This window comes from Acinetobacter sp. YH12112 (assembly GCF_013418945.1).
In the GTDB taxonomy this organism is placed as follows: domain Bacteria; phylum Pseudomonadota; class Gammaproteobacteria; order Pseudomonadales; family Moraxellaceae; genus Acinetobacter; species Acinetobacter indicus.
In genome coordinates, this window is sequence record NZ_VPBA01000020.1 from 1 (window position 1) to 19,121 (window position 19,121).

The 19,121-nt window shown below is 48.9% G+C and carries 17 protein-coding genes; 7 read left to right on the forward strand and 10 right to left on the reverse strand.

The window, feature by feature from the left end; translation table 11 throughout:
• A partial coding sequence (locus tag FTU50_RS08810) for an RNA-guided endonuclease TnpB family protein (RefSeq protein WP_180054864.1) occupies window positions 1-652 on the reverse strand: 652 nt, incomplete at its 3' end.
• A gap of 196 nt (window positions 653-848) precedes the next feature.
• Here FTU50_RS08810 and FTU50_RS08815 point away from each other — a divergent pair.
• The 3 genes from FTU50_RS08815 (at window position 849) to FTU50_RS08825 (ending at window position 3,981) form a co-directional block, all read left to right on the forward strand.
• The gene (locus tag FTU50_RS08815; protein WP_016658721.1) at window positions 849-1,634 is read left to right on the forward strand and encodes a sulfite exporter TauE/SafE family protein; all 786 of its coding nucleotides are present in this window, start codon (window positions 849-851) and stop codon (window positions 1,632-1,634) included.
• A 109-nt stretch (window positions 1,635-1,743) separates the two neighbouring features.
• Window positions 1,744-3,159 (forward strand): DASS family sodium-coupled anion symporter, encoded by a 1,416-nt coding sequence (locus tag FTU50_RS08820; protein WP_005180862.1) that lies wholly within the window; start codon window positions 1,744-1,746, stop codon window positions 3,157-3,159.
• A gap of 114 nt (window positions 3,160-3,273) precedes the next feature.
• Complete coding sequence (locus tag FTU50_RS08825) at window positions 3,274-3,981, forward strand: phospholipase D family protein (RefSeq protein ID WP_180046864.1); 708 nt, start codon at window positions 3,274-3,276, stop codon at window positions 3,979-3,981.
• A gap of 151 nt (window positions 3,982-4,132) precedes the next feature.
• On the opposite strand, the gene urtE is transcribed toward FTU50_RS08825, so the two are convergent.
• The 7 genes from urtE to FTU50_RS08860 form a co-directional block, all read right to left on the reverse strand.
• The gene (gene urtE / locus FTU50_RS08830) at window positions 4,133-4,831 is read right to left on the reverse strand and encodes an urea ABC transporter ATP-binding subunit UrtE (protein ID WP_180046862.1); all 699 of its coding nucleotides are present in this window, start codon (window positions 4,829-4,831) and stop codon (window positions 4,133-4,135) included.
• 10 nt (window positions 4,832-4,841) lie between these two features.
• Window positions 4,842-5,660, reverse strand: a complete 819-nt coding sequence (urtD, locus tag FTU50_RS08835) for an urea ABC transporter ATP-binding protein UrtD (RefSeq protein ID WP_104513174.1) — start codon at window positions 5,658-5,660, stop codon at window positions 4,842-4,844.
• Window positions 5,657-6,730 (reverse strand): urea ABC transporter permease subunit UrtC, encoded by a 1,074-nt coding sequence (gene urtC, locus FTU50_RS08840; protein WP_016658716.1) that lies wholly within the window; start codon window positions 6,728-6,730, stop codon window positions 5,657-5,659. The genes urtD and urtC overlap by 4 nt, the downstream gene beginning before the upstream one ends.
• A 4-nt stretch (window positions 6,731-6,734) precedes the next feature.
• A complete protein-coding gene (gene urtB / locus FTU50_RS08845) occupies window positions 6,735-8,363 on the reverse strand; it encodes an urea ABC transporter permease subunit UrtB (protein ID WP_180046860.1) in 1,629 nt (542 codons plus the stop codon).
• Between the two features lie 93 nt (window positions 8,364-8,456).
• On the reverse strand, window positions 8,457-9,740 hold the full coding sequence (gene urtA / locus FTU50_RS08850; RefSeq protein ID WP_160255399.1) for an urea ABC transporter substrate-binding protein: 1,284 nt from the start codon (window positions 9,738-9,740) through the stop codon (window positions 8,457-8,459).
• Between the two features lie 390 nt (window positions 9,741-10,130).
• The gene (parE, locus tag FTU50_RS08855) at window positions 10,131-12,011 is read right to left on the reverse strand and encodes a DNA topoisomerase IV subunit B (protein WP_005180875.1); all 1,881 of its coding nucleotides are present in this window, start codon (window positions 12,009-12,011) and stop codon (window positions 10,131-10,133) included.
• A gap of 14 nt (window positions 12,012-12,025) precedes the next feature.
• Window positions 12,026-12,610, reverse strand: coding sequence for a YqiA/YcfP family alpha/beta fold hydrolase (locus FTU50_RS08860; RefSeq protein WP_005180877.1), 585 nt, complete (start codon window positions 12,608-12,610; stop codon window positions 12,026-12,028).
• 244 nt (window positions 12,611-12,854) lie between these two features.
• Here FTU50_RS08860 and FTU50_RS08865 point away from each other — a divergent pair, with 244 nt between their 5' ends.
• Window positions 12,855-14,186 (forward strand): hypothetical protein, encoded by a 1,332-nt coding sequence (locus FTU50_RS08865; protein WP_168405536.1) that lies wholly within the window; start codon window positions 12,855-12,857, stop codon window positions 14,184-14,186.
• 69 nt (window positions 14,187-14,255) lie between these two features.
• Here FTU50_RS08865 and FTU50_RS08870 read toward each other — a convergent pair whose 3' ends face one another.
• Window positions 14,256-14,786 (reverse strand): disulfide bond formation protein B, encoded by a 531-nt coding sequence (locus tag FTU50_RS08870; protein ID WP_016658712.1) that lies wholly within the window; start codon window positions 14,784-14,786, stop codon window positions 14,256-14,258.
• A 20-nt stretch (window positions 14,787-14,806) separates the two neighbouring features.
• On the reverse strand, window positions 14,807-16,384 hold the full coding sequence (gene gshA, locus FTU50_RS08875) for a glutamate--cysteine ligase (protein ID WP_180054862.1): 1,578 nt from the start codon (window positions 16,382-16,384) through the stop codon (window positions 14,807-14,809).
• A gap of 209 nt (window positions 16,385-16,593) precedes the next feature.
• On the opposite strand from gshA, the gene FTU50_RS08880 reads away from it, so the two are divergent.
• The 3 genes from FTU50_RS08880 to FTU50_RS08890 are packed head-to-tail and all read left to right on the forward strand — an operon-like array spanning window position 16,594 to window position 19,052.
• The gene (locus tag FTU50_RS08880; RefSeq protein ID WP_104470558.1) at window positions 16,594-17,133 is read left to right on the forward strand and encodes a DUF924 family protein; all 540 of its coding nucleotides are present in this window, start codon (window positions 16,594-16,596) and stop codon (window positions 17,131-17,133) included.
• 49 nt (window positions 17,134-17,182) lie between these two features.
• Window positions 17,183-17,737 carry a hypothetical protein gene (locus tag FTU50_RS08885; protein WP_005180882.1) on the forward strand — a complete coding sequence of 185 codons (555 nt, stop codon included), beginning with the start codon at window positions 17,183-17,185 and terminating at the stop codon, window positions 17,735-17,737.
• 10 nt (window positions 17,738-17,747) lie between these two features.
• Window positions 17,748-19,052: a DUF445 domain-containing protein gene (locus FTU50_RS08890; RefSeq protein WP_016658710.1), complete on the forward strand. Its 1,305-nt coding sequence runs from the start codon at window positions 17,748-17,750 to the stop codon at window positions 19,050-19,052.
• Window positions 19,053-19,121: the final 69 nt, after the last annotated feature.

Here is a 19,121-nt window from a genome sequence, read left to right on the forward strand (position 1 = left end):
GTAATGCACGGACACGCTTTTTATTTCTCGCTCTCTGAGCAATACCGAGCTTTTGCTCGTATTTTCGATAGAACTTGGGATTACTGATGACTGTGCCATCGGAACAGGTAGCAATATCTTTTAAGCCTAGATCAATACCCACGGCTTTTGTGGCGGTAGGTTTGTCTTGTTTGGGTGAATCAACCACTAAGCAGACATACCAACGTCCACGACTATCCTCTACAAATGAGCCTGTTTGAATGCTGTATTTCGATAGTCCGTAACTATCCCATAGCTTGAATTGATGCTTGCCATACTGAACGTATCCATCGGCATATTTAATAGCGACCTTTTTAAAGGGTATCCAACCCAGTGATCTTCTTGCTGATTTCTTATTACTGACACGCCATCTCAATTTTGATTTTTTGAACTGTTTTCTGCGAGTGACCAATTCTTCTGTTACAGCCTGAATGGTTTGGCTATGAAGATTACATTCCTTTGATGCGCCTTTCGTGTATTTAGCAATATCGTATGCTGAAAAGAATTGTTGTTTGCGCTGTAGGTGTTTGAAACACAAATCATTGACATAGTTCCAGACAAAATTAACTTCAGATGCCAATTGGTCTAGCACCTTTGTGTGACTGTTTTTTATGCGTAATTTAAGTGTTTTCATGGGCTTATATTAGCTCATACTAAGCTTAATATATTGTTTTTTAGCAATTAAACGACATTTCATGTCGTGTCGCTTATATCTCTGACTGAAAGACAGAGGTTTACGCTCCATTTGATAAAAAATAAGCCGGCTTGCCCTTTACAAGCCCAGTATGTGCATGTTTTAGTCAGTACTCTGCCAGTCCGTTGAAATACGCATGTCTAAAGCCGACCTGATGGTTCTGATCTTTTGTATCATTGCTGCCCTGTTACACGGGATCAGTGGCTTCGGCTTTCCTATGGTCAGTACCGCGGCCATCTCCACCTTGTACCCGCTGTCGACCACGGTAGCCTTTGTACTATTACCCTGCCTGATCCTGAATCTGTTTTTACTCAATAGCGACCCCGAACGCAGCTTTCTTCAGGCGCTGCGCTATTATTCCGGTCAATATTGGGGCCTGATTATCAGCAGTCTGATCGGAAGTGTATTCGGTGTGCAGTTACTGCTACATCTAAATGATGGCTATCTCAAACTGCTGATGGGGCTGTTTATTTTATGGTATGTGCTGGATCAGTTTCGCAGCCAGCCCCTGCGCATTCAGGCCAGTCTGAAAAACATGCTGCTGTTTGGTCTGCTGGCCGGTGTGATCGGCGGAGCCACCAATGCCATGGCACCCTTTCTGATGATGTACCTGCTGAGTACCGAACACAGCAAAACCGAAATTGTGCTGATCAGCAACTTGAATTTTGCGGTCAGTAAACTGATTCAGCTGCTGCTGCTTTACCCGGTGATGCTGCAATTTAAATCTGAACAATGGTCCTTACTGGGCTTATTAACCGTGGTGTCGCTGCTCGGGGTCTGGGCTGGCGGCCAGTTACGTGCCCATATTTCCCAGCAGAAATTTCGCTGGCTGATTCTCAGCTTACTGGCCGTGCTCGGCGGCTCAGCCCTGTGGCAAGCTGTGCAACTCCTCAGTCAGAACCCGCATTTTTTTGTGGTTTAATCTTCACTTAGCTACAAAATAATCAATTTATACTTTGCCCCCCTGCTTGAAAAATATTAAATAATAGGCCGATTACTCTAATTCCTATAAATCTATAAAAGGATCGTATATGAATACAGATACGTTAAAACCACCGGTCGAGGCCGCGCCGAAAGGCATTGTCAAAGGCTGGATTATTATTGTCATTGCCGCCCTGCTTTCTTGGGGCTTTTACCATATTTTGCCCTATGATGATTATGCCAATAAAGGCCTGAGCCTGCTGCTGTTTATCGGGATTTTATGGCTGACTGAAGCGGTGCATATCACCATTACCGCGCTGCTGGTGCCGGTGCTGGCCGTAGCGCTTGGCATGCCGATTGAAAATGCCAGCAAAGAACTGGTACCGATGACCACCACGCAGGCGCTGCGGACTTTTGCTGACCCGGTCATTTTCCTGTTCTTTGGTGGTTTTGCCTTGGCCACTGCCCTACATATCCAGAAACTGGACCGTAAAATTGCGATGTGGATTATTTCCATGTCTGGCGGGCATTTGGGGATTTCAGTGCTGGCCATTTTTGCCGTCACAGCTGCACTGTCGATGTGGATTTCCAATACCGCCACCGCAGCGATGATGCTCCCGCTGGCTTTGGGTCTGCTGTCGCACCTAGATTCAACCAAAGAGCGCTCTACCTTCGTCTTTATTCTTCTCGGGATTGCCTATTCGGCCAGTATTGGCGGCCTGGGAACGCTGGTCGGTTCACCACCGAATGCGATTGCTGCCAAAGCACTGGACTATGACTTCGCCGACTGGATGAAAATCGGTTTGCCGATGATGCTGATTTTACTGCCAGCCATGTTGGTCAGTTTATATCTGGTGTTGCGTCCGAAACTGAACCAGAAAATTCATTTTGAAACAGAAGTAATTCCATGGAACCGAACCCGTATCGCGACCATGATTCTGTTTATCTGTACCGCGATTGCCTGGATTTTTGGCAAAAAACTCAGCGAGAACTTTGGTATTTCATCTCCGGATACCTGGACCGCGCTGGTCGCCGCCTGTCTGGTGGTGATTTTAGGTACAGCCACTTGGAAACAGGTTTCTGAAAACACCGACTGGGGGGTGTTACTGCTGTTCGGTGGTGGTTTAACCTTAAGTGCGATGTTAAAAGATTCAGGTGCATCGCTGGTACTGGGTCAAACCGTTGCAGATGTATTTGGTACGGCATCACCGCTGGTGATTATTTTTGTGGTGACCATTTTCATTATTTTCCTGACTGAATTTACCAGTAACACCGCTTCTGCTGCACTGTTGGTACCGGTCTTTGCCGCCATTGCCGACCAGATGGGTATGCCAAAAGAAATTCTGGTGATTATTATTGGTATTGGTGCATCGTGTGCCTTTATGTTGCCTGTAGCAACACCGCCAAATGCAATTGTGTTTGGGTCCGGTCATATCAGACAGCGTGAAATGATGAGTGTCGGGATAGTATTAAACATCCTGTGTACCTTCATTATTGCGCTGTTCGTATACTGGTTCTTTAGCTAAACGCTCAGCATCCATCTAAAAGAGCACTGATTTCAGTGCTCTTTTTTTTGTTTAATTTTTACCTATACTTAGACTATGATCTAAGCCATCAATAAGAATGACACGGGGATTTTTATGGCCAAGTTTTTAAACACCAGTGCAACCAACTTTTTTCTAGAAGAACTGATTAAGAATGCCAAAGAGCGTTTAATTCTGATTAGCCCCTATTTACGCCTCAATGACCGGATTAAAGAATTACTCGAAGATAAAGATCGGCTCAAAATTGACATCCGTATTGTGTATGGCAAAAGCGACCTGCATCCAGAGGAAATTAAGTGGCTGCAAAAACTGGATTATGTCCGTTTAAGCTTCTGCAAGAACCTGCATGCAAAATGCTATCTGAATGAATCAGAATGTATTATTTCCAGCCTGAATTTATATGAATTCAGCCAGATTAATAACAATGAAATGGGGATTCTGGTTCGCAAATACGAAGATGATGAAGTATTTAAAGATGCCTATGAAGAAGCGCAGCGCATTATTCGGATTAGTGATGAAGTCCGGATTAGCCTCGATGAAGTGAAAGCGGATGCTGTGGTGGCCGAAGTAGAGCGTGGCGAAGAAAGCTCAACACTACCCAAACTCACCACCTCCAAACTGGCTGCAAAACATAAGCTAAAAACCGCAGATGTACTGGAGAAGTTAACTGCAAAAGGCTTCCTGACCTTAAACGAAAATGGCAAACACTTTTTAACTGAACAGGGTAAAAGTAGCGGGGGTGAGTTCAGATCCAGCCAGTATGGCGGGTATTTTTTATGGAATGAAAATACGGAAATTGAATGACAATTTCCCTCTCCTTTTCGGAGACAGGGAGAGGTGAAATTAAAGCCTCCAAACCTCCCTTCTTGCGCTGCAAGATCAAGCCGTGCTGATCTCTTGCTCAGGGAGGCTTTGACTTGTTAAATCCCTCCAACCTCCCTTTGAGAGAGGGAAATTAAATCGCTACTAACTCCCGAATCCCTTTCTCCGGCATTTCCCTGCCGGCACCTTGTGCAATCACCTGGCCACGCGCCATCACGGTATAGCCATCGGCCAGCTCTTCGGCAAAATCATAGAACTGTTCGACCAGCACAATTGCCATTTCGCCACTATCAGCCAGTTTACGAATCACCCGGCCAATATCTTTAATAATCGAGGGCTGAATACCCTCGGTTGGCTCATCCAGAATTAATACCTTCGGTTCAGAAGCCAGCGCGCGGGCAATTGCCAATTGCTGCTGCTGACCACCGGATAAATCTCCGCCGCGGCGCTGCTTCATTTCATCCAGAATTGGAAAAATCTCGTACAGATGTTCCGGTACTTTTCGGGTTTTTGTGCCTTTAAATTTCGCCATCCCAATCAGGATATTTTCCTCAACTGTTAAGGTCGAAAAAATATCGCGGCCTTGCGGCACATAGGCCAAACCTTCACGCACGCGCTGCTCCGGACTGAGCTTGGAAATATCTTTGCCATCCAGCAGAATCTGCCCGGACTTAATCGGCAAAATGCCCATCAAGCATTTCAGCAAGGTGGTTTTGCCCACGCCATTACGCCCCAGCACCACTGAACATGCGCCGACCGGAGCCTGAAACGATACATCGCGCAGGATATGACTGCCCCCATAAAACTGATTGACGTCTTTGACTTCTAGCATCGCGGTCTCCTTAACGTCCCAAATATTTTTCAATCACATCTTCATTGGCCTGAACTTCGGCCAATGTACCCTCTGCCAGAATGGCACCCTGTGCCAGCACCGTGACTTTTTCACTGATGGTGTCAATAAAGCTCATGTCATGCTCAACCACAATCAAGGTATGATTTTTCTTCAGCTCCAGACATAGCTCTGCGGTGCGTTCAGTTTCGGCATCGGTCATACCTGCCACTGGTTCATCCAGCAAAATCAGCTTCGGGCGCTGCATCAGCAACATGCCAATTTCCAGCCACTGCTTTTGGCCATGCGACAGCAATCCGGCCGGTTTATGCACCAATTCCTGTAAGCGGATTTGCGCCAACGATTCCTCCAGCGCCTGTTGGGCATCCGGATCGAGCTTGCTAAAGAAACTCTTTTTCACCCGTTTATCTTTCGGGGCGGCAAGCAGCAGGTTTTCTATGACAGTAAAATTTTCAAATACTGTGGGTTTCTGGAACTTGCGTCCAATTCCGGCCTCGGCAATCTGTTCGGTGCTCATCTTGGCTAAATCATAGGTCTGGCCAAAAAAGGCACTGCCTTCGGTGGGACGGGTTTTACCGGTAATCACATCCATTAACGTGGTTTTACCGGCACCATTGGGTCCAATGATGCAACGTAATTCCCCTTCTTCGATATACAAAGACAAGTCATTTAAGGCACGAAAGGCATCAAACCACACGCTAACTTTTTCCAAATACAGCGCAATACCGTGGCTAAAATCTGCGCCCTGTTCCTTGGGACGGCCATAACCTTCAGCAGCATGGCCGCCATGAGCTTGCAACAGTTCACTCATTCGCTCCGCTCCTTTTTAAAACGGTCAAACAGACCAATAATCCCTTTCGGCAGGAAGATGGTCACCACAATAAACAGCGCCCCTAAAATCAGTAACCACGCCTCTGGGGAAGCAGCGGTGAAATAGGTTTTGGCCGCGTTAATCACACCCGCGCCGAGCAAAGGCCCAATTAAGGTGCCACGACCACCCGCTGCGACCCAGACCGCCATTTCAATTGAGTTGACCGGGTTCATTTCACTCGGGTTGATGATGCCGGCCTGTGGCACATACAGCGCCCCGGCAATACCCGCGATCACCGCAGACAGTACCCAGGCCGACAGCTTGTACCACAGCGTGCGATAGCCCAGATATTGCAGACGGTTTTCACTGTCACGAATTGCACCCAGCACACGGCCATAAGGCTGATTCATCAGATGACGCAACCCGATAAAGCACAGCAGAAGCACCAGCGCGGTGATAAAACACAGGCTGGCCCGCATCGGTGCCGAGGTAATATCCATGCCCAAAATAGTTTTAAAGCCGGTAAAACCATTGTTGCCGCCGAAACCGGTTTCATTACGGAAAAACAGTAGTGCGGCAGCAAAGGTCATGGCCTGGGTGATAATCGAGAAATACACGCCCTTGATTTTGGAGCGAAAAGCAAAGAAGCCAAACACAAAGGCAATGATGCCCGGCACTAAAACAACAAGTGCAAGCGACCAGAGGAAATGTTCCGTACCAACCCAGAACCACGGCAACTCGGTCCAGCTTAAGAAACGCATAAAGTCTGGCAGCCCATCACCCGCGGATTGGCGCATCAGGTACATGCCAAACGCATAACCGCCCAGAGCAAAGTACAGGCCATGACCCAAACTTAAAATACCGGCATAGCCCCAGACCAGATCCAAGGCCAAAGCCACCAGTGCCAGACACATGATTTTGCCAATCAGGGTGACCCAATAAGCCGACAGATGCAGTGCCGAATCACTCGGCAACAGATGCAGCCACGGCAACAGCAGTAAAATCGCAAAACAGGCGGCAATGGCTGCCCCGCTATAGGGTTTATCGGAAAGTAAATGTGTGATCTTCATGCGCTTACTCCACAAAACGGCCTTTGATGGCAAACAGACCTTGTGGGCGTTTTTGAATAAACAAAATCACAAGAACCAGAAGAATAATTTTGGCCAGTACAGCGCCCATGCCAATTTCCAGCGCAGTCCCGCTAATACCCAGACCCAGTGCTGCCAGTACCGCACCCCAGACCTGACCAACCCCGCCAACTACCACCACCAGGAAGGCATCAATAATGTAGTTCTGCCCCAAATCCGGGCCGACATTTCCGACCTGCGCCAAGGCACAACCGGCCAGTCCAGCCAGACCAGAACCCAGACCAAAAGCCATCATGTCGATGCGGCTGGAACGAATTCCGACGGCACGTGCCATCTGACGGTTTTGGGTTACAGCCCGCACAAACAGACCAAAACGGGTTTTATTGAGTAAATAGACCAGTAACAACAGCACGGCGATGGTAAAGACAATAATTGCGATACGGTTATACGGCAGCATCAGGCTTGGGCTAATGGAAATGCCACCAGACAGCCAGGCAATATTGGACACCTCCACGTTTTGTGCGCCAAAGATCATCCGCACCAATTGCATTAAAATCAGACTCACCCCAAAGGTGGCCAGCAGGGTTTCCAGCTGACGGCCATAGAGCGGACGAATTACCGAGCGTTCAATCAGCATGCCAATTAAAGCGCTGACCAGAAAGGCTGCCGGAATCGCCACGATCAGGTACCAGTCCAGATAACTGCCAAAATGGCTTTTAAACAGGCTTTGCACCACATAGGTGGTATAAGCGCCAATCATGATCAGCTCGCCATGCGCCATATTGATGACTCCGAGCAGACCATAGGTGATGGCCAGTCCTAACGCCGCCAGCAGCAAAATACTGGCGGTACTGAGCCCGGAAAATAGATGGCCAGCCCATTCACTGGCCTGTAAGCGGGTCTGAATGGCGCTTTTGGCCTCCAGCAACACGGCTTTCAGTTCCGGATTCAGATTCGGCTGTTGCAGCTCCTGCTCCACCATGGCCAGTACATCGGGACGGTTGGAATCGGCCAGTACCTGGGCGGCCTGAATTTTCACCAGCACATCTGGCTGCTGATAATCCAGCCGTGCTTTGAGCTGGGCCAGACGCGCCTTCACCTTATTATTCCGTTCCTGTAAATACAGGCGATTGATCTGCGCCAGCTGTAATTCAGACAGATTGCTTTCATAAATATCGACAGCTTCAAGGCGCTCAGCCGCATCTTCTGACTGCATTTTTGAATGCGCCAGCGCAAAGGTCAGCGCTTTCTGCAAGGTATTCACCAGCGTGACCTGCGCCAGATCACTTGGCCAGTCGCTGACCGGCTCCAGTGCCGGATAATGCAGTAAACGCTCATCCGATTCCAGAATATAGGTTTGACCATTGGCGCCGCTATAGAGCTGCTGCTGTTCAACATATTGTGCAAGCTGATCCAGCTGTTCGAGGCTGCCGGGCCACTGGTTCAGTAAGGCACGGCGGCTGGCGAAATCACCTTGCACAAATTGCTGGATGGCATCGGCCTGTGTCACAGCAACGGCTGTCTGTGTTTGCGGCTGTTCGGCCTGAGCCAGCTGTATCGATAAAACTTGGGCAAAAATCAGAAAAATAGCGGCGATATTCACGCGAATATTCATTTTATATCCCCCTATTGTGTGTCCTCTTTTTTATAAGAAGGCAGAGAAATCGAAAAAAAACCTGCTGCCGAAGCAGCAGGCGTGATGTCAAACTTACTTCGGAAGATAAGGACTCCAAGGTTCTGCCTGTAGGGTTTGCGGGGTTTTATAAACAATATCAAACTGGCCATCGGCACGGATTTGCCCGATCATGACCGGCTTATGCAAGTGATGGTTTGACGCATCCATTTTTAAGGTATAACCAGAGGGTGCTTTAAATTCCTGACCAGCCATGGCTGCACGGACTTGATCCACCTCGGTAGTGCCGGCTTTTTCTACCGCCTGCTTCCACATATTGATGCCGACATAGGTCGCTTCCATCGGGTCATTGGTCACCAGCTTGTTGGCATTTGGCAGTTTATAATCGACTGCGTACTGCTTCATTTTGTTGGTGAACTCGGTATTGACCGGATTTTTTACCGACATAAAGTAGTTCCACGATGCCAAGTGGCCGACCAGTGGCTTGGTATCAATACCGCGTAATTCTTCTTCACCCACCGAGAACGCCATCACCGGAATATCAGAAGCTTTAATGCCCTGATTGCCCAGTTCACGGTAGAACGGCACATTGGAATCGCCATTGATGGTGGAAATGACCGCAGTCTTTTTCCCAGCCGAGAATTTTTTAATATTGCTGACAATGGTCTGATAGTTGCTGTGCCCAAACGGGGTGTACTCTTCCATAATGTCGGCATCGGCAATGCCTTTTGATTTCAGGAAAGCGCGCAGAATCTGGTTAGTGGTCCGTGGATAGACATAATCCGTTCCTAGCAGCACAAAACGTTCGGCCTGACCGCCCTCTTCACTCATCAGATATTCCACTGCTGGAATCGCTTGCTGGTTAGGTGCTGCGCCGGTATAGAAAATATTTTTCGACTGTTCCTGACCCTCATATTGCACCGGATAGAACAGCAGACCATTCAGCTCTTCCACCACCGGCAGTACCGATTTACGTGATACTGAAGTCCACGCACCAAAAATGACCGCAACCTTATCCTGAGTAATCAGCTGGCGCGCCTGTTCCGCAAACAGTGGCCAATCAGAGGCCGGATCAACCACCACCGGTTCCAGCTTTTTGCCCAGCACCCCGCCATTGGCATTAATTTCATTGATTGCCATTAGCGCGGTATCTTTTAGCGAGGTTTCTGAAATGGCCATGGTGCCGGACAAGGAATGCAGGATGCCGACTTTAATGGTCTCACCGGTGCTGGCCGCTGGCTGGGCTGTGCTGGCACTGTCGCTACTTTCGGTCGATTTTGAGCAGCCGCTGAGCGCCACAACCCCGGCCATGCTGGCCACTAACATACTTTTTGAAAACAGATTGCGCTGGAACTTCATGAATTTCTCCACACTTATGCAGCACCTGAACATGGTGCCTGTTGTTCTATGACTGCAGCGGATAATTCAATTTCTATGCCAAACGCAAAAATGACAGGCAGATCTAGACGGGACAAGTAAGATTTAAATCATAAAAATTAGTTACTTATATTAATATAAAAAATGAAGCATAGCCCTTCAGCTACGCTGCACTGATCAGCACCACATACACCCAAGCAGAGTGCGCTCTAGAGTTTTTAGAGATATTGAAGGCTAAGGAGGCTCAAAAGTGAACAAAAAAAGGGCAACCCTATCCAGCCGTATTGCCTCATTTTGGAGAAAAAATCAGCGACATAAAAAAACCTGCACCAAGACGGGCAGGTTTTCTAAAATGATGAAAGTTTTAAGGTTTTAAACCACCAGATCAGCCAGATTGCCTTTTTGCTCTAGCCACTGCTTCCGGTCTGCGGAGCGTTTTTTGGCCAGCAGTTTATCCAGCAAACCGGCAGTGACATGAATATCATCCAGATCCAGTTGCACCAGACGGCGTGTATCCGGGTCCATGGTGGTTTCACGCAGCTGGCTGGCGTTCATTTCACCCAAGCCTTTAAAGCGGGTGATTTGCGGATTTTTGCTTTTGCATTTATTTAAAATGCCGTTGAGCTCATCTTCATCCAGTGCGTAATGTACATCTTTATTGTCATCAATCCGGAATAATGGCGGCATGGCCACAAATAAATGCCCTTCTTCTACCAAAGCCGGGAAATGTTTGACAAAAAGCGCACAGAGCAAGGTGGCAATATGCAGACCATCAGAGTCGGCATCGGCCAGAATACAGATTTTGCCATAACGCAGTTCAGACAAGTCATCTGAACCCGGATCAACCCCAATCGCAATGGCAATATCATGCACTTCCTGAGAGCCCAGCACCTCATCGGAAGAGACTTCCCAGGTATTTAAAATTTTACCGCGAATCGGCATGATGGCCTGGAAATTCTTGTCACGTGCCTGCTTGGCCGAACCGCCCGCAGAATCCCCTTCAACAATAAACAGTTCCGATTCTTCACGGGTCAGACCGACACAGTCGGCCAGCTTGCCTGGCAGCGCCGGACCCGACACAATCTTTTTACGCTCGACTTTTTTGGCTGCTTTTAAACGGCGACCGGCTTTGGAGATGGCCATTTCTGCCAGTTGCAGCGCTATATCTGAATTCTGATGCAGCCATAAGGCAAAGGCATCTTTGGCAATATTCTGCACAATTCCGGACGCTTCACGGCTCGACAGACGCTCTTTGGTCTGACCGGAGAATTGTGGCTCCTGGAATTTTAGCGACAGGATATAGTTCACTCCATCCCAGACATCTTCGGCCGAGAGTTTCAAGTTACGCGGCAACAGGTTACGCAGCTCACAGAACTCGCGCATGGCATCGGTGATACCGGAACGCAAACCATTGACATGGGTACCGCCCTGCGCGGTCGGAATCAGGTTGACGTAAGATTCCTGAATGCTTTCACCGCCTTCAACATTCCAGCAAATCGCAAACTCTGCGCTGGCGCGTTCTGCATTGCCCGAAGAGACAAAGGCCGGCGCCGGAATAATCTCGCGGTCTTCCAGTTCATCCATTAAATAATCGACCAGGCCATTTTCAAACTGCCAGGTGATTTTTTCATCATTAATCTGGTCGATATAATTGATTTGCAGGCCAGCCGCCAAAACCGCTTTGGCTTTTAAATTATGTTTTAAGGCTTTTAAGGCAAATTTAGGTGAATCGAAATATTTGGCTTCCGGCCAGAAACGCACCAAGGTGCCTGACGCACGTTTTGGCGCTTTACCTTCCAGCACTTCTAGTGGTCCAGTGGCTTCGCCCTGCTCAAAAGCCATTTTGTAGAGATTGCCCTGACGCTGTACATCGACTTCTACCCGGGTCGACAAGGCATTCACCACAGAAATCCCGACCCCGTGCAGACCACCGGAAAACTGGTAGTTATCGGTACTGAACTTGCCGCCGGCATGCAGCTTGGTCAGAATAATTTCAATTCCGCTCTGGCCATATTCCGGGTGAATATCCACCGGCATCCCGCGGCCATTGTCTTCTACTGCCAGCGAGCCATCTTTATACACGGTCACGCTAACTTTGGTGGCGTGTCCGGCCAGTGCCTCATCGACAGCATTATCAATCACTTCCTGCGCCAAATGGTTCGGACGCGAGGTGTCGGTATACATACCCGGACGGCGACGGACCGGATCGAGACCAGATAAAACTTCAAGAGATTGAGCCGTATATTGAGACACGTTGTACTGTTTCCTTATTTTAGGGAATCCGATAAAAACTGCAGCAGCATAGGTATTTTTAGCGCAAAGTTGTCCATCCCATGATTGCCGCGGGTTTCGGTCATGATCAGAGAGCTATGCTGGGCCTGGCTATAATAACGCTGTGCGTCACGATAATCCAAAACTTCATCGCCTTGCTGCAATAACACTAAAATTTTGTCTGCCTTTTCAACAAAAGGCACTGCCATCTGTTCCAGTTGCTGTAAATGTAGCCGCTCCAGCGTCCAGTGTTCATGCACTTTCAGCGGAATCTGCGCATCGCCAAACAGTTCCTGAAACAACTGCCATGGTCGCATAGCCGGATTAATCAGCACAGCCGGAACCGCATAGCGTGCGACCAGTTGTGTCGCATAGAAGCCACCCAGACTGCTGCCGACCAGCGCTACCTGATCCAGCTGCTCAATCAGTGCAGATAAGTGCTGCATTACCTCGCGTGGCGGCGCATTCAGATCGGGCAGATGCACCTGAATGTCACTCCGCTGTGCCAGCGCTTGCCGCAACAGCTGGCCTTTGGCAGAAAAGGGATTGCTCCTGAAACCATGCAAATAAATTAAATTCATTGTGCTAATCGGATGTTATCCATGTTCATTGTTGTATTTACTTTTTTGAGACTTTGATCACATTCATGTTTTAATTTGTATGTCACAAATAATTGTTAGACAAAAAAATTAAAACTGGGGCGTCATCCTGGCTATTGTAAAAGTTGTTCGGGATGAATGATATAAAATTAAGCTTAGAAATTTATACCGTGAAGCCAACGAAAAAGAAAGTAGCCGCGACACTATTGTTAGGGGGCAGTAGCACATGCCAAGTTTAACGCCATTGCATGAAACTTATTGTAAATGGGACACCACACCGCCCAGCCAGGCCGATTTACTGGAAGGTCTGGCGCAGCTGTTAAGTATGCCGGTGCATCAGGTGGTCAAAGAGCTGGTGCAGACCATTCAGCGTGAGGTCTTGCTGAGCCTGTTTGGCATGAGTGAACAGCACTCCCGAAAATTCCAGAATATGTCGCCCATTCGCAAGCTGTACAGCCTGTCCTTTGATACGCTGCAAAACTATAGCAACTACCTGCTGGCACCCAGCCTGCGTCAGGTGATTGACCGTTTTCCACGTTTACATGACAAGCCACTGACACCGTATATGCATGTGCTGGTTGGTATTTTAAATGGTGTACTGGGTGATTATTTGCTGAATCAGCAAAATCCGCTGGCATTGCCAATGACCATTTATGACCACTACGGCAGTGTGCAAAAAGGCGAGCTGACCGGACAGGTGATTCTGTTTGTGCATGGCCTGTGTATGAACCATCTGGACTGGTCACATCAGCAATATGGTGGTATTGGCGAAAAACTGCTGGCACAGCGCCAGCACAACACCATGCTGTATTTAAATTACAATACCGGACGGCGTATTTCCGCCAATGGTCATAGTCTGGCCAATACCCTGGAAGATCTGATTCAGCGCAATCCGAATATCACCAGCATCAGCCTGATTGGACATAGCATGGGCGGACTGGTGTCACGCAGTGCTCTGTTTTATGGCAAACAGGATTTGCATGAGTGGATTCACATAGTCGATAACCTGGTCTGTCTGGGTTCGCCGCATCATGGTGCAGCGCTGGAGCGTTTCGGCTTTCACTTACAGGATAAACTGGGGCGTTTCCCGTTTATGAAAATTGTCGGGCATGTGGTGAATATCCGCAGTAACGGTATTCTGGATTTACGTTATGGCAGCGTGCGCGATGATGACTGGGAACACAATGAAGCGCGAATTGGTGAAATTGATGATAACCGTAAACCAGCGCCCTTCCCGTCCCATATTAATGCCTTTTTGGTGGCCGGCACCATTGAATATGAGAACAAGCGCAACCGCACCCGCAAAGTAATTGGCGATTATCTGGTCAGTGTCAAAAGTGCGCTGGGTGAACATCCGAACCCGCGTTTTCAGCTCAAACTGCCAGAATCGCATAAGGCGGTATTTTATGGTCTAAATCATATGGAAATTCAGTACCATTCCAGCGTGGCCGAGCAGATTGTGAAATGGTTTTATCCTGAAAATGATGACCGGGTCAATGAACAGGTACGTGAATATATTGTCAATTTAGAAAGTATTGAAGGCATTGCCCTGACTTAAAAATTGATGCGCTACAATTAAAACAGGAGGGTCATCGCCCTCCTGTTTGTTATTGATCTGGAGACAATATTATTTCTTTTTTACCGGCTTGGTTTTGGCCGCAGTATAGGGATAGGTACGGATTAACTGCCAGATACTAATAATCGTTAGCACAATAAAGAACACTAACGACCAGACCGGCAAGGATTGGCCCAGAAAAGTCCAGTCAATCACTGCACATTCACCAGACCCAGATAGCACCTGTTGCAGTACGGCTTTCATTGGCAAGGCATCAACCAGATAATCCAGTCCCGGGCCACAGCTTGGCACCTGATCTGGCGGCAGGTTTTGCAGCCAGACATGCCGCGCGGCAACACCGGCCGACCATAAAATGCTTAAGCTGCCCAAAAAGGCATACAGCCGTTTAAACGCCCCCGAAAGCGGGTTGTGGAGCAGCGCGATCAGGGAAATGATTCCCAGGCCAATCAGGCCGACACGCTGGAAAACACATAATGGACACGGCGCCAGACCTTGCACATGCTCAAGATACAGGGCGAAGGCCATCCCCACCACACTGGCACAAAACAAAACACCACTCACGAAGCGATAACTCCATTGCATGGTCAATCCTCTTTCTATTTTTATCGGTACTGAGTCAGGAACTGCTCAAAACTCAAGGTCTGTTCCTGCTCAAGTTGCTGTTGTTGTTGCAATGATTGCTGGGCCATTTCTTCAAAATAGGCCAGCGTTTCCGGGCTTAATACATGCGCCTGATAGACGTCGGCATGTTGCTGCGCCATATGGCTGCCAAAGTTCCAGGTGCCGCCCTGATGTAAGGTATCCTCAATCACCTGCGCGGATAGCGTCGCATCGACTTCATCAATCCGGCCGAGCATGGTCGCCAGACCCTGACTATATAGCGTTGTGGCATAGGCCTGATCCAGCAGTTCAGCCAAAGGCTGCATGGCCTGAACATGACTACGGCTCCAGTCTTCAATTGGATAGGACTGGCCATCTGCCAAAATGCTGGCATTTGGCGCACGGCCACGATTCACGACTTCGGCCTGATTGCGCTCAATAATGTCCTGTTCATCATCCAATAACGCCGGGCTGTCTTTCAGCAGACAGTACAGCGCCAGCACTTCCAGGAAGCCGGCGGTGTGTTCATCAATCCCGATCGGGCTATATGGATTGACATCGACCGCGCGTAACTCCACATAGCCAACACCCCGATTGGCCAGCGCCTGCGATGGGGTTTCACCCGCCTGCGGCACCTGTTTTGGACGCACCAGACTGTAGTATTCGTTTTCAATTTGCAGCACGTGATCATTGATCTGAATCGGCTCACCCTGTGCATCATTCAGACCCAAACGGCTAAATGGCTGATACGGGGTTTTGACGGCTTTTTGCAGACCCTCTAAATAACCACTCAGGTTGTTATAGTGAATCCCGAGCTGTTTTTGCGCCGAATTCTGATAGCCAAAACGGCCCATGCGCAAGGCGGTGGCATACGGCAGGAACAGCGTGCCGCGTACCAGTGGCAGCAAATGATGTTCACGGCCGGTCATAAAACACTGACACACCGATGGACTGGCACCGACCACCAGCATCACCAGTGGGGTCAGGCGAATAAAATTACGGATTAAACCGAAATAGCGATGGCTGCGATAATCCTGCAGGCTCAGATTTTTGAGTGCCTCATCGCTTTCTTGTTGTTGCAGCGCTTCAAATAAGGCATCCGGGAAAGACAGATTATAATGCACCCCGGAAATGGTCTGCATCCGGCGTCCATAGCGTACCCCTAAACCATGACGGTATAAGGTCTTGAAACGGCCAATATTGGAGCTGCCATATTGCGCCAGCGGAATGCGTTCTTCGGCATCATCCAGCATACACGGCATTGACAGCGGCCAGAGTTTTTCTTCATGTTCCAGCTGACGATACACCACGGCATGAATATCGCTTAAATAATTCAGTGCACCCGGAATACTGTCCTGCGGCGGAGTAATAAACTCCATTAATGCTTCGGAATAATCGGTGGTGATATGCGGATGAGTCAGTGCCGAACCCAAGCCCTTCGGATGGGCTGCCTGAGAGAGAAATCCATTGCTTTGCATACGCAGGCTTTCACGCTCAATACCGCGCAACATGCCGCGCAGTAGCGAAGAATCCACCCAAGTCGTTAAAGTATCTTGAGAGGTCGATTCGGGTTGACTCATTACAATCTCGCTTATCGCAAAAAACTACTAAAGAAAATCATCGGTTTATATCAGTATAACGCGATTTAGTGCCGGCACATTACATCCTGTATAGTTTTCAAACAAACCCACAACTTTATTTTTGGCAATTTTTTATCACAAAGTTGCTCTATAAGACATGTGAAATTTGTGATTTTATTATCCTATACCGCAGCGACTTCATAAAACATATGAATTATCAAGATATTTTGGATTTCTGGTTTGATGCAGCCCACCGCCCGCAGTGGTTTGCCAAAAGTGATGACTTTGACCGGCTGATTGCGGAGCGCTTTCAGGCCACGCATACGGCGGCCAGTCAGGCCGAGCTGTGGTCGTGGCGCAGCAGTGCCGAAGGACGGCTGGCCGAAATCATTGTACTGGATCAGTTTTCACGTAATTTATACCGCAATTCTCCGCGTGCATTTGCGCAGGATGCACTGGCGCTGGCTTTGGCTCAGGAAGCCATCAGCCTGAAACTGGATCAGCAGCTGAGTCCGGAGCAGCGCAGTTTTTTATACATGCCATTTATGCACAGTGAATCGCAGATAATCCATGAATTTGCTCTGAAACTGTTTCAACGGCTGGGCAACCCTGAAAATCTGAATTTTGAAAAGCAACATAAAGTGATCATTGAGCGCTTTGGCCGTTATCCACATCGCAATCAAATATTGGGACGCCAATCAAGCGCAGAAGAATTGGAGTTCCTGACCCAACCGAACAGCAGTTTTTAATTAAAACGCGGTTCATTCTCCCCTTGCAGTATCTTCACAGGAGAACAGCATGAAACATCTAATTCTTGGTTTAGGCCTCGGGCTCAGTCTGCTGCTGGGCGGCTGTGCCACCACACCATCCAAGCCGCTGACCTTTGACCAGCTGGGTCAATATTCGGTGACGCCGCTGAACAGCCAGACCTATCGCATCAGTTTTCAGGCCCGTCCCAACATGAGCTTTGGCACCGCCGAAGAAATTACCCTGGTCAAAGCTGCGCAAACCACGCTGCAACAGGGCCATACCTTCTTTAAAGTGCTGGATGATCCAAGTAACCGCAGCCAGCAGCCACCGCGTCAGGCTGTGGTCTATCCGGCACCGAGCTTTTATCCTTATGGCTATTATCGTCGCCATCCGGCTTTCTGGCCTGACCCATTTTATGACTACCCGCAGGTCATTAATGTTGACCCGATTCAGGTTTCCTATACGATTCAATGTTATAAAGATCAAAAAAGCGCCCCAAGTGATGCCTTTGATGCCCGCCTGATCTTGCAGTCACTGGGTGGAAAATACGGGCTCAGTCCAGGCGGTCAGGTGTTACAGCCACCGGTAGCCACTTCAAACTAGGGAAACATGCATGCAGACAGCGCCAGCACCGACTTCTCCAAACCTGCAACGCAGCAAGCGTTTTGCCACCATGGCCCTGATCACGGCCGTGCTGGCCTGGATCTGTTTAATGGTGCTGGCCAAACTGCTGCCTGACTATATCTGGCTGATTCATATTCTGATGCTGTCAGCTGAAGCTGGCGTGGTCGGCGGGCTGGCTGACTGGTATGCGATTACTGTGCTGTTTCGTAATCCCTTTGGCCGGCTGCCCATTCCCAAGTTTCTGCGGGACCATACTGAAATTATTCCGCGCAACAAAGACCGTATTGCCGAATCGATGGGACGTTTTGTTCAGGAAAATTTCCTGTCACCGCAAATTGTACAGCGCAGCCTGCACAATACCGATGTATCGCTGGCCGTGGGTAAATGGCTGGCCAATCCACAGAACAACCAGCAGGTCAGCCAGCTGATTCAACAGACCGTACCGAAGATTTTTGAATTTGTCGGGCAGGAACAGATTGGCCGCTTTATCCAGAACAACAGCGTGCAATGGGTCAAAAATACTGACATTAATTATCTGGCCAGTGAAATGCTGCGCGCAGTGCTGGAAAATGATTTCCATCAGGATGTGCTGCAACGCGGGCTGGATCTGGCGCATGACTGGATGCTGCAACATCCGGAAGAAACCCGCGAGCTGACCCGCACCCTGTTTAAAGAACTGGGCGTGTGGCGTCTGGCCAGAGGTGCCAGCTGGATTGGTATTGATGTACAGCAGCGCACCATCGACTCTTTACTGGAACGGGTCGATTCGATGCTGGCCGATCCCGATCATCCGTGGCGACAAAAAGTGGAAGATATGGCGCATCAGCTGATGCAACAGCTGGCCGATCAGGACAGTGCCGCCAGCCAACGCCTGAACCAGACCAAAAATGCCCTGCTGGACAGTCCGCAAGTGCTGAATTTTATTAGTGGTGCAGTGGTGATTTTGTGTGATGCAATCCGGGCAGATCTGGAAAAACCCGATTCCGGTATTGCGGAAAACCTGCGCGTGGCCATTCAGCAGGTCGGTGAGAACATTATCAGTAACGGCGCCGTACGCCAGTTGCTGAATGACAAAATGAGCGGCATCGCCGTCAATCTCTCTGACCAGTACAGTGAAAAAGTGATCCGTTTTATTAGTGAGCGGATTCATGAATGGGATTCACGCGAGATGATTGGCAAAATTGAAAACGAAGTCGGCGGCGACCTGCATATGATCCGGGTCAATGGCGTGGTGGTGGGGGCCTTTATTGGTCTGGCACTGGGGATTATCCGGGCGCTGGTCGAATTGATTTAATTCAGTTTTTTTCGCTCACCGCTTCAATTGCTGGCGGATGGCGGCTTATCATGCGATGTGCATACACAA

What these genes read in the sequence shown, in the direction of transcription:
- FTU50_RS08815 (WP_016658721.1), top strand. Translation starts at nt 849, where the DNA reads ATGTCTAAAGCCGACCTGATGGTTCTGATCTTTTGTATCATTGCTGCC.
- FTU50_RS08820 (WP_005180862.1), top strand. Translation starts at nt 1,744, where the DNA reads ATGAATACAGATACGTTAAAACCACCGGTCGAGGCCGCGCCGAAAGGC.
- FTU50_RS08825 (WP_180046864.1), top strand. Translation starts at nt 3,274, where the DNA reads ATGGCCAAGTTTTTAAACACCAGTGCAACCAACTTTTTTCTAGAAGAA.
- urtE (WP_180046862.1), bottom strand. Translation starts at nt 4,831, where the DNA reads ATGCTAGAAGTCAAAGACGTCAATCAGTTTTATGGGGGCAGTCATATC.
- urtD (WP_104513174.1), bottom strand. Translation starts at nt 5,660, where the DNA reads ATGAGTGAACTGTTGCAAGCTCATGGCGGCCATGCTGCTGAAGGTTAT.
- urtC (WP_016658716.1), bottom strand. Translation starts at nt 6,730, where the DNA reads ATGAAGATCACACATTTACTTTCCGATAAACCCTATAGCGGGGCAGCC.
- urtB (WP_180046860.1), bottom strand. Translation starts at nt 8,363, where the DNA reads ATGAATATTCGCGTGAATATCGCCGCTATTTTTCTGATTTTTGCCCAA.
- urtA (WP_160255399.1), bottom strand. Translation starts at nt 9,740, where the DNA reads ATGAAGTTCCAGCGCAATCTGTTTTCAAAAAGTATGTTAGTGGCCAGC.
- FTU50_RS08860 (WP_005180877.1), bottom strand. Translation starts at nt 12,610, where the DNA reads ATGAATTTAATTTATTTGCATGGTTTCAGGAGCAATCCCTTTTCTGCC.
- FTU50_RS08865 (WP_168405536.1), top strand. Translation starts at nt 12,855, where the DNA reads ATGCCAAGTTTAACGCCATTGCATGAAACTTATTGTAAATGGGACACC.
- FTU50_RS08870 (WP_016658712.1), bottom strand. Translation starts at nt 14,786, where the DNA reads ATGCAATGGAGTTATCGCTTCGTGAGTGGTGTTTTGTTTTGTGCCAGT.
- gshA (WP_180054862.1), bottom strand. Translation starts at nt 16,384, where the DNA reads ATGAGTCAACCCGAATCGACCTCTCAAGATACTTTAACGACTTGGGTG.
- FTU50_RS08880 (WP_104470558.1), top strand. Translation starts at nt 16,594, where the DNA reads ATGAATTATCAAGATATTTTGGATTTCTGGTTTGATGCAGCCCACCGC.
- FTU50_RS08885 (WP_005180882.1), top strand. Translation starts at nt 17,183, where the DNA reads ATGAAACATCTAATTCTTGGTTTAGGCCTCGGGCTCAGTCTGCTGCTG.
- FTU50_RS08890 (WP_016658710.1), top strand. Translation starts at nt 17,748, where the DNA reads ATGCAGACAGCGCCAGCACCGACTTCTCCAAACCTGCAACGCAGCAAG.